Below are 16,981 nucleotides of genomic sequence, written 5' to 3' on the forward strand. Positions count from 1 at the left end.
AATCTGTCTATTTTCTATCTTCCCCTAGAAAAATAGCAGATTCTTATCAATTATTATCTGTCTGAATTTTTTCTACTCCTTCTGCTTCAATGATATCTTTCAGCTCATCTAACACATCATCAAAATCCGTATGTCTACCTAGCAAAAATACCATTTCATGCTCAATCGGTAACCAAGTTTCGATAGAAGCTTCATTGTGCTGAATTTGCGCTTCGAGTTTATCTAAAGCATTCGCTACTTTTGCTTCATACGTTTTCTTATGCTCAAATTCAAACCACAAATCATAAAATTGTTGTCCTGTATCATTTCCTAGCAAATTTCTAATTTTTTCAATTGCTTTGATTTCATTTTGTCTCTTTTGTTCTTTTGCCTTTATATCATTCATCGTATCAAAGGCCGGGATATCGGTTGCATACACCTCCACTAAATCATGAATAATAATCATTTTTAATAAACGTTCACTATTAACCTTTTGCGGTAAGTATTCCTCAATAGCCATTGCCATTAACGCTACCCGCCATGTATGCTCGGCTACACTTTCCTGCCGCCCATCTGAAAGCCAGCTATGACGCAGTTCTCGCTTTAATCCTTCCGCTATATGTAAAAATTTTAAGGTGCTCTGTAAATCCATTAATATCTCTCCCTATTTGTACTTTATCGCTATATTTCTATAGCCTATATTAAAATTTTTATTAACACACGTAAATGGCTGTTCATAATGGAAATAAACCATTTCGCCTTATTCTAAAATAGGGCTAATCCTACATTGATTTAGACAGAAAAAAAATAATTTTTAGAATATTATTGACAGATTCACAATATCAAAGTATGATTGCTTTCAACAACACATTGTAGGCCAAGATTGGAAATAGTAGAAGTGCCTGTGTACTTGTAGAGAGCCGATGGTTGGTGAAAATCGGTAGACACACATTTTGAACTCGTCCATGAGCTACTCCCTGAAATTAAGTAAGGGATGTCGGTTTCCTCCGTTATTGGGATAGACAGTGATAGCTGTCGATAAGGGGACTTTTTCTGTAAAGAGAAGGTCAATTAGAGTGGTACCGCGAGCATAAACTCGTCTCTATTTTTAAATAGAGACGGGTTTTTTTATTTTGATTAAACGATTTTTGGCCTAAGTGTAGCTTTATGAAAAAGACAATGACAAAAGGAGTGTTTGAAAATGGGAAGAAAAATTTGGGTGTTTGATACAACTTTACGTGATGGCGAGCAAGTGCCAGGTGCAAAATTGAATTTATATGAGAAAGTAGAGATTGCACAGCAGCTCAAAAAATTAGGCGTCGATATTATCGAAGCTGGTTTCCCTGCTTCATCACAAGGTGATTTTGATGCAGTAAAAGCTGTTGCACAAAAAGTAGGAAATACAAATGACATTATGATAACTGCTCTAGCACGTGCTGTACAGGCAGATATTGATGCTGTTTATAATGCTGTCAAATATGCTGAAAATCCTATGATTCATATGGTACTTGGAACTTCAGATATTCATGTAGAGAAAAAGTTTAGCAAATCTAAGGATCAAATCTTACAAATTGGTGTGGATGCTGTCAAATATGCGAAAACCCTTTTACCACAAGTTCAATATTCAACGGAAGACGCTTCTCGCTCAGATTTCGAGTATCTTTGGAAAACGATTGAGGCTGTAATGAAGGCTGGTGCAACGATGATTAATGTACCAGATACAGTTGGCTTTGCAGAGCCGGAAGAATTTGGGGCAATGATTTATAAATTAAATGAACGTATGAAAAATTTAGATGACAGCGTTTTACTAAGTGTTCATTGTCATAATGATCTTGGGATGGCAACAGCTAATACACTTGCTGCCATTAAGAATGGTGCAGATAAAGTAGAATGTACAATTAACGGTATTGGTGAACGTGCTGGTAATGCTGCATTAGAAGAAGTTGTAATGGCACTAAAAACACGTAGCGCTGTTTACAATGCTGAAACACGTATAAATACTAAAGAAATTATGAATACATCTCGTCTTGTTTCAAGCTTTATGGGCTTAGATGTACAAGTGAACAAAGCAATTACTGGGGACAATGCTTTTGCTCATTCATCTGGTATTCACCAAGACGGCTTGCTAAAATCTCGTGATGCTTACGAAATTGTCCATCCAGAAGATGTAGGTCTTGATGATATGGAATTAGTCCTTACAGCTCGCTCTGGGCGTCATGCGGTGAAAAATGCACTTGAAAAGCTTGGTTTCTCAAATCTTTCTACAGATGAATTTGAAGGAATCTTTGAAGGCTTCTTGAAGCTTGCTGATGCGAAGAAAGAAGTCTACGATCATGATTTATATGTAATTGTTGAAAGCTACTATGAAAAACATGATGCAAACAATGCGAATGCCACACATTATAGTGAGCAATTCTTTGACTTTGACGATTTACAAGTCGTCAGCAATTCAAACTTCCCTTCAGCAAGTGTGAAGATTCGTAAAGGCGGCGAAGTATTTAAAGCGAGCGCAGTAGGCTCAGGTCCAATCGATGCCTTATATTCAGCCATTGCAGAAATTACAAATATTGACGTAAAACTTGTAGAATACAATATCAACAGTGTATCTCGTGGGAAAGAGGCACTTGGGAAAGTAAAAATCACAATCGAGCACGAGGGTGAAAAATATATTGCCAAAGCCGCAGATACAGATATATTAAAAGCAAGTGCACTGGCATACATCAATGCGATTAACAGTGTTGTTGTAGCAAAATTAACACCAGTGATGAACTAATTGCCAAAAGCAGTATGACAAACTTTATGTCGTACTGCTTTTGGATTTTTTATTGACTGTCCTTCACAAGCTTTTGAAATTCTTCTTCTATCAGCTCCACATCAAGACGTTCAAACAGTGGTGTCACCTCATTAATGAATGCTGGAAGCTCTACCTGCTCGTGCCACATTAGCTCACGTATACCTAACATTCTTCTTACCTTTTCGGCTGAAAATGGTAAAAACGGATGTAGTAGCTGACCCAGATTCGCAATAATATAGACACATGTTGCAAGTGTTTGATTTCCTGCTTCTACATTCTCCTTCACCTGAAGCCATGGCTGCTGTTCGTCGAAATAACGATTGGCTGCCCGAATATATTCGAAAATAGCCTCTAATGCTTGTTTGAAATGACCCGCTTCAATAAGGTTGCTCACCTCATTAAACAATTGAATCGTTTGCTTTCGAACGTTTCCATCTACCTCAGCTTGTGGTACCTGCCCTTCAAAAGATTTTTCAATAAACTTCAACGTACGATTAACAAAGTTGCCATATGCACCAAGCAACTCCCCATTATGGCTATAAATAAATTCCCGCCAGGAGAAATCCGTATCACGGTTTTCTGGGGCATTCATTGTTAAAAAGTAACGAATCGAATCCGCATCATATCGACTTAAAATATATGGCACCCATACCGCCCAATTTTGACTGGTTGATAATTTTCGTTTTTCTAGCGTCAAATATTCATTCGACACAATATGTGTTGGTAATGCCTTTGCCCCTATTCCCATTAGAATGGCTGGCCAAATAACGGTATGGAATGGGATATTATCCTTACCATGTACATAATACGAGATTGTTTCTTCATTCCATAAATCCTCAATAGCTATTTGATGCTGCTTTGCCCATTCTATGCTTGCAGTTAAATAACCTGCAACCGCTTCAATCCATACATATATTTTTTTACCTTCAAAGCCCGGAACTGGAACATCAATGCCATTTGGTAAATCTCTCGTCACTGCACGGTCCGGAACGCCTTCAGCCAAATATCGCTCTGTTAGCCCAAGGGCATTATCACGCCAGCGTTTTTCAGCCTTTGCCTCTGCTAAATATGTGTCCAATCTTCCTTGAAATTGACTAAAGGCAAAATAAAAATGCTCCGTTTCTCTAATAATTGGCTCATTGCCACAAATTTTACAACGTTTATCGATTAAATCGAGAGGATCTAAAATTGTGGAACAGTTATCGCACTGATCACCACGTGCCTTAGCGCCACAGTTTGGACAAACTCCCTCTACAAACCGATCTGGCAAGAACTGTTTGTCTGTTTCACAATAAGCCTGCTCAATTTTCTTTTTATATAAAAAATTATTCGCAAGTAGCTGTAAAAAGATAGCCTGTACAGAGTCATGATGGTGCTTTGCATCTGTACGTGTATACAAATCATAGGTGAATCCTAAATCAGTAAAGCATCGTGTAAATTCCTCATGATAATGATTAGCGATAGCCTCAGTAGTTGTGTTCTCCTGTGCAGCGCGAATAGAAATCGGTGTGCCATTACAATCACTCCCTGACACATATAAAACCCTTTCGCCCTTTTGACGGTAATATCTAGCCAAAATATCACCTGGTAATAGTGCAGCAACATGTCCTAAATGCAAAGAACCATTTGCATATGGCCAAGCGCCTCCAATAACAATTGTCATTCTAAATTGCTCCCCTCGCATAAATAAAAATGGATCAATTTCGCCTTGGCGTAATTGCGTTCGGATTTTGAATTGTGCCTGCACAATTCATTCCTTTGAAAATCCGTGACATCCGCCGGAGGCTTTATCTTCATTCAGTAGGTGTTTGGACACCCACTGAAAAGAAACCAAAACTGCATTCATCTCACCACCTGTAGAGGTAGGAGTTTTCTGCTGAATGAAGATAAAAAAATCGCCCTAATCAAAATTGATTAGGACGAGTATACCCGTGTTACCACCTATATTTACAAATAGCTCACACTACTTGCCTCTATCAGTACGTCTCATCTATGAGAGATACTGCTGCTGTTGTAACGAGTGCCTATCTCGTCGTAATCTACTTGCCAAATGCTTTCGGTACGAAGCTCAAAGGTCATTTTCAAAAGGGTTCATTTACCTCATTTCCACCAACAGAGGCTCTCTATATAATGCTGATCCAATTTACTTTTCCTTCTCAATGCTTTTCTATTAGGTTGGCACCATTTTACGCTTTCTCCTTTAGAAATGCAATAAATGTCTAGAAATGACTGAAAATTTTCGATAAATCGTTTATTTTTCTCGATAAAAGGAAAATATCGGGAGATAAAAATTTATTACTTAAGCTAATTGAACTTGTAATAAATCTTTTAGGTCGTCAATGACAATATCTGCCCTTTGTAGCTCTGCTTCCTGGGCAAAATCAAAACGTACCCCAATTGAGAGAAGCTGATTATCATGGGCAGCCTGAATATCAGAAGAACGATCTCCGACAACAGCTCCTTGCTGAATAGCATTTTCTACAATCACTTTTCTTACCAAATCTGATTTATGACCACTTGAAATAGACTGGATACTGTATGTATCTTTGATAAAACGCTCCAATTGATAGGTTTCCACTATTGCTTGTAAGTACTCCTTCTGTCCATTGCTGGCTATGTATAGCTTATAGTGCTCTGTCAAAGCAGTAAGTGTTTTCTCTGCATTTGGATATAATGCGCCCTTACCATTCCGTATTTGCTCAATCAACTTTGTATGGAATAATGCATTGCTCTCTTCACGTATTGCTAAAGAGTGCATTGGACATAGCGTTTCCCAAACAACAGGTAATGGTACTCCCATAATTTCTCGATATTTTTCAATTGGCGTATCTCCCTGCCACAAGCCCTTATCCCGTAACACATCAAACGTCGCAGCTAGTGCAGGCTCTAAAATTAAATTGGTTTGAAATAAAGTTCCGTCCATATCAAAAATAATAGCTTTTGTCATAAAGCCACCTCCTATAATATTATGAATGATTTCTCCTCTTATATTGTTTCTCTTTAATATTATATAATCCTCCTCTAGTTCTCAAAAACTAAAGGAGGATTATATATTTTTTAAGGCTCTAGGGGTACTATCATTTCTAATCCCTTTATTTGGCGCCAATATCCTTGCTCATCCGACTTACCTGGTTTAAGTGTAAATGATTTTGGCATTTTCTCCATAGGTGGTAGTACTAGAATAATATGATGTCCATAATCCTTAGTCGCTCCCATTTGCATATTCGCCCTATCATATAACCTCCCTTCACTATCTGTTACCTCAAACTCAAAAAATGGCCATTGATCATTTCTATCTAACTCTCTTGGATAATCTACTAGGACATCTATACGCGTCGATAATGGTGTAAATGAAATCTGTGCAACGTTTAACTTATATAGTCCATCATTAGTATTAGATTTTATATTTGGAAAGAAAGTGATAACTTCTTCCTTTAATTTTTCAAGTGTAAAATCCACATGCCAATTACCTTTGTAGCCAAATAAATCACTACCATCTAATGCAACTTCAATTTTATCCCCATATATATCTGCATTGGATAAAGTTAATTCATGATGCTCAATAATTGTGTTTTTACCAATATCATCTTGACCTGTAGAACCCATTGCAACGTCTATTGGCTCCCCATTGACAGTTAGCGTATTAGTACCTACAACCTCCTCTTGTAAAGAAACACCATTCTGCCCTGTATATGTGACTGTAACTAATAATCTATTCCCATCATATACCGCTTCTTTAACAGTCATTGTAAGGCCCCCATGCGTATCCTCTTTATCTATTGTTGTCATCAAGTGTTCTTGTTCAATCTTTTTAGCTGCAATATCCCCAAATTTAGCATAAATGGCTCCAATATAAGGTACATTAGCTAATGCGGTCGCTATTGTGGGAGAGAGAAATCCCGAACCTAGTAGTACTATACATAATCCACAGGCAGTAAGGAGAGGTTTTAGAATTCTAATATTCAGCTTCTTCCTTTTTGCTGCTCTTATTGCCACCTGCTCTCTCATCATCAATTGTTGAAGTGGAATATTGATACGACTATTATCCTTACTCATACAAGTAGCCCTCCCTTAAAATTGGTTTTAACTCTTTCTTAGCTCTGTTAATATAGGACTTCACTGTTCCTTCAGGACACCCCAACATTTTTGCAATCTCTTTGACAGTAAAATCATGATAGAAGCGTAACCACATAATTGTTTTATATTTGGCATCTAATGTATCAATTGCCTCTTTTACATCTAATGAATATGCAATGTTCTTCATATTTTGAGTACCAGCTATCTCTGCAAAAAACTCCTCATCTCCTAAAGTGAATTTCCTTGCATCTTTTCTAATAAAATCAATAGATTTATAAACCACAATCTTAATAATCCACCCTGGAAAACTGTTTGGATTCTTTAATGTTTTCAATGTTGTATAGGCTTTATAAATAGACTCTTGATAAATATCAAGCGCATCCTGCTCATTTCGAACATACGAGTAGGCAGTACGATATAATTTTTCACGCATGAAAGCAATCAACTGCTCAAATGCTTCATCATTCCCCCTTTTTGCACTCTTAACCAATTTTTCTATATCCACCTAATCTCCTCCTTTTGGCTACACTTTAAAGTCGTTTGAGAAAAGGAAAACGTTGCAAAAAAAATAGATGCCCTCTTCTTACAGAGAGACATCTAATTAATCAAAAAATCCCATATGTGGCTTTTCCATCTTATAGTAATTCAATTGATCTTGTAAAGTTCCTGTATGAAATTCAAATTTATGACCGTCTGGATCTGTGAAATAAATCGACTTTTTATCTCTGACATCTCGTTTTCTGCCCTGTAAAATGTTCACCTGATAGCTTACTAGCTTTTCATACATTTTTTCAAAATCGGCCTCCTCAATAGAAAAGGCTATATGTGTATAGGATTGATGGATTTCCTGTCGTGGTATATCTTTTTCTACATTCAGAGCAAGCCATAGCCCATTTAAATCAAAATAGGCAGTGCTTTTTCCTTTAACTAATAACTTAGCATCGAAAATAGTTTCATAGAACACGATTGACTGCTCTAAATTCGACACAGAAAATAATAAATGATTAATGCCATGTATAATCATAACTAAGACTTCACCCCATGGTTTACAAAAAGTTTAGCACAATGACAAATATGTGCGATACTCTCCTCATCAGTCGTTTGCAGTAAGCCTTTTAACGAACCCTCTACTTTATATGTATCAGCATGTACATCTACACTAACAGTCATATACGTCTTACCTTTAGCATGTACAATGCCTATCACCTTACCTGCTTCAGCATCTATAACTGGAAAAGCATACTTCGGGCCCTTTGAAACAAAAAGTGTTTTGCCAGCAGTTACTTTTTTTGCTCGCCCAAACAGCACTGTACCAGCAATGGCTATAATGACTGCTCCTCGAAACCATTTTTTCTTACTCAACCTTATTCCCTCCTAAAAAACGGAACACAGATATTTCAAAATCTATCTGTGTCCCGCTAAACTCATTTCTTTTTTCCCTTTTTTAAACCCTTCGCAATTTGCTTCCATTTTCGTTGCTCATCAAGTCTTGCCTGTGTATTTGCCTTGCGCTCCATAAAGGCAAGCTCCTTCTGCAATTTAAAGTAGCTTTGAAGTCGAGATTGCTCCAGCTCCCCATCCGCTATTGCCTGCTGTACAGCACAGTGTGGCTCCTTTTGATGTGTGCAGTCTCGATAATGACAAGCTGCTGAAAGCTGCTCTATGTCCTGAAAACTAGAAGCAAGGCTATCCCCTTGATCCCATAATTGTAGCTCACGCATTCCTGGCGTATCAATTAAACACCCACCACCAGGTAATACCACTAATTCGCGATGTGTTGTCGTATGACGCCCTTTAGCATCATCCTCACGAATGCCAGATACTTTCATAAGCTCTTCGCCACTCAGCATATTTGTCAGTGTAGATTTTCCTGCACCTGAAGAACCAAGCAAAGCTCCTGTCACACCCTCTGTAAATAGTGCGCGAATATCCATTAACCCCTCACCTGAATAGGCACTTGTTACAAAAATAGCCACACCGAACGCCACAGACTCAACATCTCTTACCTTGTCTGAAACATCAGCACATAAATCAGCCTTTGTCAGAACAATAATCGGTGTTGCTCCTGAATCCCAAGCTGCTACTAAATAGCGTTCTAAACGTCGAATATTAAAATCTGCATTTAAGCTCATAACAAGCAGCACAATATCTACGTTGGATGCTACAATCTGTTCCTGTATTTCCTGCCCCGCCACCTTGCGTGAAAAAACAGATTTTCGTTTAAATAGCTGATGAATAATAGCTTTTTCTTCACCAGGCATTTTTTCTACTAATACCCAATCACCAACTGCTGGAAAATCCTCACGTGCCAATGAGGTATAGACAAAATGCCCTGCAACTGTTGCTAGCCACTCGCCTTCTTCTGCTAATACACGATATGAATGCTTATGTTCTAATGTAACCCTTGCTGCTACACAATTCACTAGCTTAGCCTGCTTCTTATATTCAATCATTTGCTCTTCAAAATATGTGTTAAAACCTAATGCTGTTAATTTCAATTTAGTTTCCTCCTAAAAGTGCATATCAATTTCACCTTGGCATCATTACGTCCAGATTTTGAAAATCGGTGACATCCACCAAGTGAAGATAAAAAAACCTTGTATCTGCGTAATTCGGCAGTTACAAGGTTTCACAGGCACATTTAAGAGAATACACAAATCGAACTATTGAACTTAAGTCAAATTGTATATTTTAGGCGTGTGAAATTGAACAAACCGAATTGCAGTTCGCTAAAAACAGATCTATTCATCATGTCACATCACCTACTTCCGATTTAATTGTTATTAATATAGCGAAATCTTCCGAAAATGTCAAATGCAATCTAATAAGCATGTATCCCCTTCCTTCTTGCATACAATGAACAAAACCACTATTAGCAAAGGAGATGTTGAATTGTCAAAAATCATTTCTATCAGTACATACCAACCACCGTACACATTACATCAGACAAACGCGGAGGAATTAACAAAGGAACTTTTTCACACAAAAATCCCAAAATTAGAACGATATTTAAAAGTATTTGAGAATGGTGGTATTGCAACCCGTCATTTTTGTGTGCCGCCAGAGTGGCATCGTACTGATCATTCCTTTGAAGAACGCAACAATTTATATATTGAGCTGGCAACACAATATAGTGTGGCTGTTATTCAAGCATGTTTACAAAATGAGAAGTTTTTAAAAACACCCATATCGCCACAGGACATTGATGCTATCATTTTCGTCAGTAGTACAGGCATTTCAACACCAAGTATTGATGCCCGAGTAATGAATCACCTTCCATTTTCAGACAAAGTTAAACGTATACCACTTTGGGGACTTGGCTGTGCTGGTGGTGCAGCTGGTATTAGTAGAGCCTATGATTTTTGTCTTGCCCATCCCGAGGCAAAAGTTCTTGTCGTTTGTGTAGAACTCTGTAGTTTAACCTTCCAGCCAAATGACTTTTCAAAAAGTAATTTAGTCGGTGCCTCACTTTTTGCAGATGGTGCAGCATGTATCCTTGTTTGTGGAGATGAAGCAAAAATTGAGACAAGAATGCCGACACCTGCTATCATAGCAACCGGCTCCAAATGGATGCCAGATTCTGAGAATGTTATGGGCTGGGATATTAAAAACAATGGTCTACATGTTGTTTTCCAAAAAAGTATCCCAGCTATTATCACTAATTGGCTCGGTCCTTTCATTGAACAATTTTTAATGGAACAGGAACTATACAGCGAACAGCTTAACCATTTCATTGCACATCCTGGCGGTAAAAAAGTATTAAAAGCCTATGAAGATACGCTTTATTTAGCAACCCAAAAAACCGACATTTCTCGGGAAATATTAAAAAAACATGGAAATATGTCATCTCCTACGGTGCTATACGTATTAGAGCAATTTATGTTACATGAAGGACAAGTGGGGGATACTGGTTTGCTTGTCGCTCTCGGCCCTGGCTTCTGTGCTGAAGCTGTATTATTTAAATGGAGGGAGTAGCATGATGTTTTATACTATCCTGATTATCGTGATTCTACAAAGATTGACAGAGATTTTTATTGCCAAGCGCAATGAAAAATGGATGCTTTCACAAGGGGCGTATGAAGTCGGCGCCTCTCACTATCCCTATATGGTTACAATGCACATCAGTTTTTTCCTATTTTTAATGATAGAAGTCTTAACCAATAATAGTGGTATATCGCCCTTATTTCCGTTATTTTTCTTATTATTTATTGCTGTGCAGGTATTACGCATTTGGTGTATTCGTTCACTAGGTACTTTTTGGAACACAAAAATTCTAATTCTTCCAGATGCTCAAGTTGTACGCAAAGGACCTTATACATTTATGCGCCACCCAAATTACGCTGTCGTTTGCTTAGAGATTCTACTGCTACCTATTATGTTTCAAGCCTATTTTACAGCGTTTTGTTTTACACTTTTAAATGTCACTATGCTATCAGTACGTATTCCCATTGAGGAAAAAGCATTAAGAGATGCAACAAATTATAATCATGTATTTGAAAAGAAGATTTCGGAGACCTAGCCGAAATCTTCTTTTTGTTTATTGCCATTCCCAATTAAAGGGGTCCTGTAAATTTTCCCACGGCATATTATACTCGTCCACCGTTAATAAACAAGCATCTAACTCTGCACTAATCGCCTCTTTATCTAAATCAATTCCAATAATCACAAGCTGTGTCATACGATCTCCAAACTCGTCATCCCAATCCTTTAGAACCTCAGGGCTTTGAGAAAATACATCCTGTTGCTGCTCCTTTGATAAAGCGGCTACCCAATAGGAAACCGGTTCTATCTTTGCTGATGACCCTGCCTGTGACAGCAATAATGCTACATCCTGATGTCTAGCACTCCAAATAATTCCCTTTGCTCGTACAATCGATTCTGGCATATGATCGCACCACTCGACAAAACGCATTGGATGAAATGGCCTTCTACGATTATAGGTGAAAGAGGAAATGCCGTATTCCTCTGTCTCAGGCGTATGATTTTCATAACCAAGCTCCAATTCCTTTAGCCACCCTGCAGATTCTGACACCCTCTCAAAATCAAAGCGTCCTGTATTGAGAATTTCTGCTGGCTCTATCACACCATTCACTGTTCGAATTAGCTTAGCTTCAGGCTGTAAAGCACGTAAAATACGTTCTAATCTTTCAAGCTCAGCCTCTGATACTAAATCACATTTATTTAGAATAAGGACATCACAAAACTCAATTTGATCTATGAGCAAATCTGCTACATCCCGTTCATCTAATTCTCCCACTGCCTCCTTTCGCTCTAAAAGACTTTCGCCTGACTGAAAATCATGCCAGAATCGATTCGCATCAACAACAGTCACCATCGTATCAAGCTGGCAAAATTTCGTTAAATCAATACCCAGCTCCTCATCCAAATAGCTGAATGTTTGAGCAACTGGTATTGGTTCACTAATTCCTGTAGATTCAATTAAAATATAATCAATATTGCCAAGCTTAGCGAGACGCTCAACCTCCAGCAATAAATCTTCACGCAGTGTACAGCAAATGCACCCATTGGATAGCTCCACAAATTTTTCCTCTGTACGTGAAATACCGCTCCCATTTGCAATTAATTCAGCATCAATATTGATTTCACTCATATCATTTACGATAACAGCTACTCGCATATTTTTTTCATTTTGCAGGACATGATTCATCATTGTCGTTTTTCCCGAACCTAAATATCCACTTAAAACAGTGACAGGGATTTTTTTTGTCATTTTATACAACTCCTCAAATCGTAATCATTACTATTTACATTTTGTAATTAAACCATAGTAAAACAGAAATTGCAATGCTTAAAATTTCATGGAGATTCATTATTGACATATATACTAAAAAATAATATTGTATAAAGCGTAATTATTACGATTTAAAAGGAGGCATATTTATGCGTGTACAAGTAACATTAGCCTGTACCGAAACAGGTGATAAAAACTATATCACTACAAAAAATAAACGAAATAATCCTGAAAGGTTGGAGCTTAAAAAATATTCACCTCGTTTGAAAAGAGTTACATTGCACAGAGAAACGAAATAAGTATTTTTCTAATAAATATAAAAGACTGTTTCAAAAGCGTTTACTTCCTTACTTTTGAAACAGTCAAACAAGTATTAATGGATTAATCTCCTCTCTATTGCGTAATTTCATTCGATTTTATTTCTTTAGCAAGTTCATTCAATTTCTGCTCTAGGTCATCAAGAATGCGTAATTTATGCTCCACCTGCTCTTCAAAATCAATAGATTGGACCAACTCCTTATTTACTTGAGTATCTAACTGTTTAAGAGCGTCATTCTTCACAATCGTTCTTTCTTCCAGCAGATTAATAGTCGAATTATGTTTATTTATATGGTCTAATTTTCCATCAATCTCTTTCATTAAATTCTGATTAAATTTTTCGGGATCTAAACGTGAATTTTCAATTGCTTCCATGATGTTTTCTATTTGTTGACTGATGCCCATTGCAAAATCACTCAGCTTACTTTCTAGCCCATTCATCGAATTAACAGACAGTAATTCATCTTGTGTGGCTTTTAATGTTTGCTTTAGTAATTTATTTTCCGCACGAAGCTTCTCTTTTTCCTTTAATAATACTTCAATCGAAGATATTTGTTTTTTCTTATGCTTTTCTATTGTTTGCACATGATCAAAGTAGCTCTTTGTTGCTTTTTCAAAGTCTCTCTTCAGCTTTAATAGCTCCATCGAAAGCTCCTTTTTTTGATTTGTTAATTGGATGTTTTCTCGTTCAAATCTTAGTACTAGTGAATAATAGTCACTATCTCTCAGTCTTTTAACCTCATTTTTATATTTCGCTAATTCAGCCCTTAAAAAAATAAGCATTTGCTGAAGCTGAATGGGATCATTGTTTTTCACAATATCATTTTCCATATCAGGCTCTCCTTTCACTAAATTTTTCCAAGCATACTCATAACCTCCTCAAATTGCTTCTTACTTTCTTCTAAAATCTCATCAAGCTTTTTTATCAAGTTTATGTCGAATCCATCATTTTTAAATTGTTCTTTTTTTGGTTTTTCTCCAGATAATAAATAAGCAATAAGAAGATTTAACGTTCCTTTTTCAAGAAAAGCAAAGCTATTATTTTTATCACTACTACAGCTTGATAAATTTGATAGCTGCTCCTTTATAAATTGATGAGTGATATCCTCAATTTTTATTTCTTGTTGCGCTTTTTCAAATTCACTCATTATTCTCCTCCTGTGTTTGACTTATTCCATTAAGATTAATAGGGTTTAACACAACCACGCCATCTTGTAACTGATCACAATAGGTAAGACCCATAATACTACCCGAATATGATAGATTATGTGACCATTTAATTTGAAAATTAGTAAAGGATAGTGTTTCATTTGGCTCTATTGCTGTTTTCCCTATAGGTCTAAGCCAAAATTCTTCTTTACTCGCTTGATCATTAATTCGCTCCCAGCTACTATTTCCTTTTAAATTGGGAGCAAAATGTTCATAAACATACCTACCAGAAAAGGAGAATGGCGAGTCTTCGGGTAGCTTTATGCACAAATAGGGATTAGTAATAGGCTGATTTCCTATATTACGAATGTGATAGGAGCCCAAACATAAACTTTCCTGTTCAGTATCATAAGAAATATTTAATGAAGAAGTAAAATAACTTATGACATTAACAGGTTCAAGAATTGTAAGCTTCTCAACCATTTTTTTTATCTCATGAACATAATGGGTCGTCTGTTCTTTGAGCTCATTTATTTTTTTCTCCACCTGTTTGGAACCAGTCATAATTTTTATCCTCCTAAATTAATTATGTATTGAATGGTATTAAACCTCATCGCAATTACGTCCAGAATTTTTTCGAACTCGCTTTTGAACCTTTCCAAAATCTGTGACATCTACTGGGGCTTTTATCTTGGTTTAGCAAGTAATTGGACACCAGCTAAACCAAAATAAAAAAAGAGAGGTTTACCCTCTCTTCAAGATATGTGTTTTTCTTTTTTATTATTACTATTACCCACCTGTCGGGAAAATAATAGGGCATTGCTGTGGACGAACTACTCCAGGACATGTAAATGGTAATTCTGCTCTTGGCTCGCAGAAAGTCGCTAAGAATTCCACAGTAACCGGGAATGTTGATTGAATACTTTGACAAACAGCTACAGTAATAGTTAATGCAGAAAACGTAATTGTACCTGCACCAGCTGTTAATGTTCCAGTTGTACACACGAAACAATCTAAATCTGTAAATAAAATTTCTACATCTGTCCCTTTTGGCGCACATAGTGTAACTTGTTCACAGCGAGAAAGTGGAATATTATTGCTTGTGAACATCGTGCCGTTCGGTAAACAAACAACAATCGTAACAACAAAATTCTTTTGAATATTTAAATGTTGAAGACATACAGATGAACCATCAATGGAGAATTGGCGATTCTCACGGTTCAAGATAACTATAGGATTAGTTGCTGATGGAACTACCTTACATGTAACTACAGCACCTGTTAAATCAGTCGTTGGCGTTACTCCTGGAAAAGTAATTGGTCCAGTAGGGGAAAAGTCAAACGACATCTCCTTTACAATCCAGTCAAATACCTTATCGACGTTTATACAAATTAGTTCCTGCGCCTGGGATGGCATAATATCTTGCATCCTTTTGACACCTCCATAAAATTTTTATCTTTCGTTTGTAGCATATGTTTTTCAGCTAAAAGTGTATGGGCTAAATTAATAGTTCAACTCCATATTTAATAAAAACATACGTATTGAGATACATCATTTTTATTCAAAGCCCATTTATCCATGGATATTTTTAAATGTTTGGGAGGACCGGTATATTTGTAACAGAAAGTAAATATTTTTAATAAAATATTAATGGACTGAAAGGGGTGAAATACATGGAAAACTCAAAATCCTACTCCACTCAAGACATTGCAAAACTGAAGGAAAAGATTGAAACATACAGAGAAACGTTAACTTCATTAAAAATGGGGACTTCTATAGAAGACTATCTCTTTATGAAAAAGGAATTTGGGGAGTTAAAAACACAAATTGCACATTTAGAGGGACTAACAGAGACATTAGATGATAGGCAAAATTCACAAATTAAAAGCTACGAGGAGCAAATAAAATTACTCTCCACACAAATTGAGCTTCTAAATCGAACTATTGAAGAAATGAACCAAGAAATATTAATCGTTTTAAAAAAGCTACTTACAATGGAAGTTAATGAAGCTCCAGCACCTACAACTACACCCAATATTGAAAGCCGTTCTCCTTTAATACCTAACGTTGCACAAAGACAGCCTAAAATTGCAATGGCTCAAGATCAATCGACATCTACCTCGAAACAACCATCTTATAGGTTACTACAAAATCTGGCAGGAAAAGCAACCAATAATCAATTAGATTTGAACCATAACATCCTATCTTCTGGAACTGAACATCAAAGAAATATACCCGAAGAACGCCATTTTAATCAACATTATTTTCAATCAGTGAACGCGCATCCGGGCCAAATATATAATGGTCTTTATCGAAATACCAACACAGAAGCAACATTCCATTTTAAAAATGCTACTGATACAAAGCAAATTCCTGTAAGTATTTATGATCCTACTGCCATCAATTCTTCTATTATAGATGAAACAAAACCTGAAATAATAAATCAGCCTGTCGTCTTGGAAACACCTGAAGTGATAACTGCATCTGATGCTCTTAAAGCATCTCAAGAAGTAAATGAGTCATTTACTCTTGGACCTCCTAATGTAATAAATGAGGAACCTGTTATTCTTGATCCATCTCAAACAAGGAATGAACCTGTCGTTGTCAATTCTCCTGAAACTGTGAAAGAGAAGCCTTTAGTTCTCGATTCACCTGAAGCTGAGAATAAGGGGTCTGTCGTTTGCAATTCCTCTGAAACAATGAATAAGGAAACTGTCGTTCTCGATTCTTCTGAAACAATGAATAAGGAAACTGCCGTTCTCGATTCTTCTGAAACAGTGAATGAGGAAACTGTCGTTCTCGATTCTTCTGAAACAGTGAATGAGGAAACTGTCGTTCTCGATTCTTCTGAAACAGTGAATGAGGAAACTGTCGTTCTCGATTCTTCTGAAACAGTGAATGAGGAAACTGTC

18 protein-coding genes and 2 other annotated features are annotated in these 16,981 nt (G+C 36.8%); of the genes, 5 read left to right on the forward strand and 13 right to left on the reverse strand.

Annotated features, from left to right (window positions below):
* Positions 1 to 46: 46 nt before the first annotated feature.
* Positions 47 to 631 carry an HD domain-containing protein gene (locus tag AC1RNS_RS23955; protein WP_492996314.1) on the reverse strand — a complete coding sequence of 195 codons (585 nt, stop codon included), beginning with the start codon at positions 629 to 631 and terminating at the stop codon, positions 47 to 49.
* Between the two features lie 218 nt (positions 632 to 849).
* Positions 850 to 1,086: a binding site (T-box leader), on the forward strand.
* A 94-nt stretch (positions 1,087 to 1,180) separates the two neighbouring features.
* Here AC1RNS_RS23955 and AC1RNS_RS23960 point away from each other — a divergent pair.
* Positions 1,181 to 2,752, forward strand: a complete 1,572-nt coding sequence (locus AC1RNS_RS23960; protein ID WP_492996315.1) for a 2-isopropylmalate synthase — start codon at positions 1,181 to 1,183, stop codon at positions 2,750 to 2,752.
* A gap of 49 nt (positions 2,753 to 2,801) precedes the next feature.
* On the opposite strand, the gene metG is transcribed toward AC1RNS_RS23960, so the two are convergent.
* The 7 genes from metG to rsgA form a co-directional block, all read right to left on the reverse strand.
* The gene (metG, locus tag AC1RNS_RS23965) at positions 2,802 to 4,436 is read right to left on the reverse strand and encodes a methionine--tRNA ligase (protein WP_492996356.1); all 1,635 of its coding nucleotides are present in this window, start codon (positions 4,434 to 4,436) and stop codon (positions 2,802 to 2,804) included.
* Between the two features lie 249 nt (positions 4,437 to 4,685).
* Positions 4,686 to 4,942, reverse strand: a binding site (T-box leader).
* A 130-nt stretch (positions 4,943 to 5,072) separates the two neighbouring features.
* Positions 5,073 to 5,720, reverse strand: coding sequence for an HAD hydrolase-like protein (locus AC1RNS_RS23970; RefSeq protein ID WP_492996317.1), 648 nt, complete (start codon positions 5,718 to 5,720; stop codon positions 5,073 to 5,075).
* Positions 5,721 to 5,830: 110 nt separating this feature from the next.
* A complete protein-coding gene (locus tag AC1RNS_RS23975) occupies positions 5,831 to 6,829 on the reverse strand; it encodes a DUF4179 domain-containing protein (protein WP_492996319.1) in 999 nt (332 codons plus the stop codon).
* Complete coding sequence (locus AC1RNS_RS23980) at positions 6,822 to 7,355, reverse strand: sigma-70 family RNA polymerase sigma factor (protein ID WP_492996320.1); 534 nt, start codon at positions 7,353 to 7,355, stop codon at positions 6,822 to 6,824. The genes AC1RNS_RS23975 and AC1RNS_RS23980 overlap by 8 nt, the downstream gene beginning before the upstream one ends.
* A 96-nt stretch (positions 7,356 to 7,451) precedes the next feature.
* The gene (fosM, locus tag AC1RNS_RS23985) at positions 7,452 to 7,871 is read right to left on the reverse strand and encodes a FosM family fosfomycin resistance protein (RefSeq protein ID WP_492996358.1); all 420 of its coding nucleotides are present in this window, start codon (positions 7,869 to 7,871) and stop codon (positions 7,452 to 7,454) included.
* A 5-nt stretch (positions 7,872 to 7,876) separates the two neighbouring features.
* Entirely contained in the window at positions 7,877 to 8,212 is a 336-nt protein-coding gene (locus AC1RNS_RS23990) for a hypothetical protein (protein WP_492996322.1), read from the reverse strand.
* 62 nt (positions 8,213 to 8,274) lie between these two features.
* The gene (rsgA, locus tag AC1RNS_RS23995; RefSeq protein WP_492996324.1) at positions 8,275 to 9,348 is read right to left on the reverse strand and encodes a ribosome small subunit-dependent GTPase A; all 1,074 of its coding nucleotides are present in this window, start codon (positions 9,346 to 9,348) and stop codon (positions 8,275 to 8,277) included.
* A gap of 394 nt (positions 9,349 to 9,742) precedes the next feature.
* Between rsgA and AC1RNS_RS24000 the strand changes: the two genes are divergently transcribed.
* Both AC1RNS_RS24000 and AC1RNS_RS24005 read left to right on the forward strand, forming a co-directional pair.
* On the forward strand, positions 9,743 to 10,825 hold the full coding sequence (locus AC1RNS_RS24000) for a type III polyketide synthase (protein WP_492996326.1): 1,083 nt from the start codon (positions 9,743 to 9,745) through the stop codon (positions 10,823 to 10,825).
* Between the two features lies 1 nt (position 10,826).
* A complete protein-coding gene (locus tag AC1RNS_RS24005; RefSeq protein WP_492996328.1) occupies positions 10,827 to 11,369 on the forward strand; it encodes an isoprenylcysteine carboxyl methyltransferase family protein in 543 nt (180 codons plus the stop codon).
* Positions 11,370 to 11,387: 18 nt separating this feature from the next.
* Here the strand turns inward: AC1RNS_RS24005 and AC1RNS_RS24010 are convergent, their stop codons facing one another.
* Entirely contained in the window at positions 11,388 to 12,581 is a 1,194-nt protein-coding gene (locus AC1RNS_RS24010) for a GTP-binding protein (RefSeq protein WP_492996330.1), read from the reverse strand.
* 170 nt (positions 12,582 to 12,751) lie between these two features.
* Here AC1RNS_RS24010 and rpmG point away from each other — a divergent pair, with 170 nt between their 5' ends.
* On the forward strand, positions 12,752 to 12,901 hold the full coding sequence (gene rpmG, locus AC1RNS_RS24015) for a 50S ribosomal protein L33 (RefSeq protein ID WP_004231780.1): 150 nt from the start codon (positions 12,752 to 12,754) through the stop codon (positions 12,899 to 12,901).
* A gap of 94 nt (positions 12,902 to 12,995) precedes the next feature.
* Here the strand turns inward: rpmG and AC1RNS_RS24020 are convergent, their stop codons facing one another.
* The 4 genes from AC1RNS_RS24020 to AC1RNS_RS24035 all read right to left on the reverse strand — a co-directional run bounded on the left by AC1RNS_RS24020 (position 12,996) and on the right by AC1RNS_RS24035 (position 15,497).
* The gene (locus AC1RNS_RS24020) at positions 12,996 to 13,751 is read right to left on the reverse strand and encodes a hypothetical protein (protein WP_492996332.1); all 756 of its coding nucleotides are present in this window, start codon (positions 13,749 to 13,751) and stop codon (positions 12,996 to 12,998) included.
* Between the two features lie 17 nt (positions 13,752 to 13,768).
* Entirely contained in the window at positions 13,769 to 14,068 is a 300-nt protein-coding gene (locus AC1RNS_RS24025; RefSeq protein ID WP_492996334.1) for a hypothetical protein, read from the reverse strand.
* Positions 14,061 to 14,633, reverse strand: coding sequence for a hypothetical protein (locus AC1RNS_RS24030; protein ID WP_492996335.1), 573 nt, complete (start codon positions 14,631 to 14,633; stop codon positions 14,061 to 14,063). The genes AC1RNS_RS24025 and AC1RNS_RS24030 overlap by 8 nt, the downstream gene beginning before the upstream one ends.
* A 225-nt stretch (positions 14,634 to 14,858) precedes the next feature.
* Positions 14,859 to 15,497 carry a BMQ_0737 family morphogenetic spore coat protein gene (locus AC1RNS_RS24035; RefSeq protein ID WP_492996337.1) on the reverse strand — a complete coding sequence of 213 codons (639 nt, stop codon included), beginning with the start codon at positions 15,495 to 15,497 and terminating at the stop codon, positions 14,859 to 14,861.
* Positions 15,498 to 15,742: 245 nt separating this feature from the next.
* Here AC1RNS_RS24035 and AC1RNS_RS24040 point away from each other — a divergent pair.
* A partial coding sequence (locus AC1RNS_RS24040) for a hypothetical protein (RefSeq protein ID WP_492996338.1) occupies positions 15,743 to 16,981 on the forward strand: 1,239 nt, incomplete at its 3' end.

It is taken from the genome of Lysinibacillus sp. GW821-FHT14F06 (assembly GCF_058803665.1).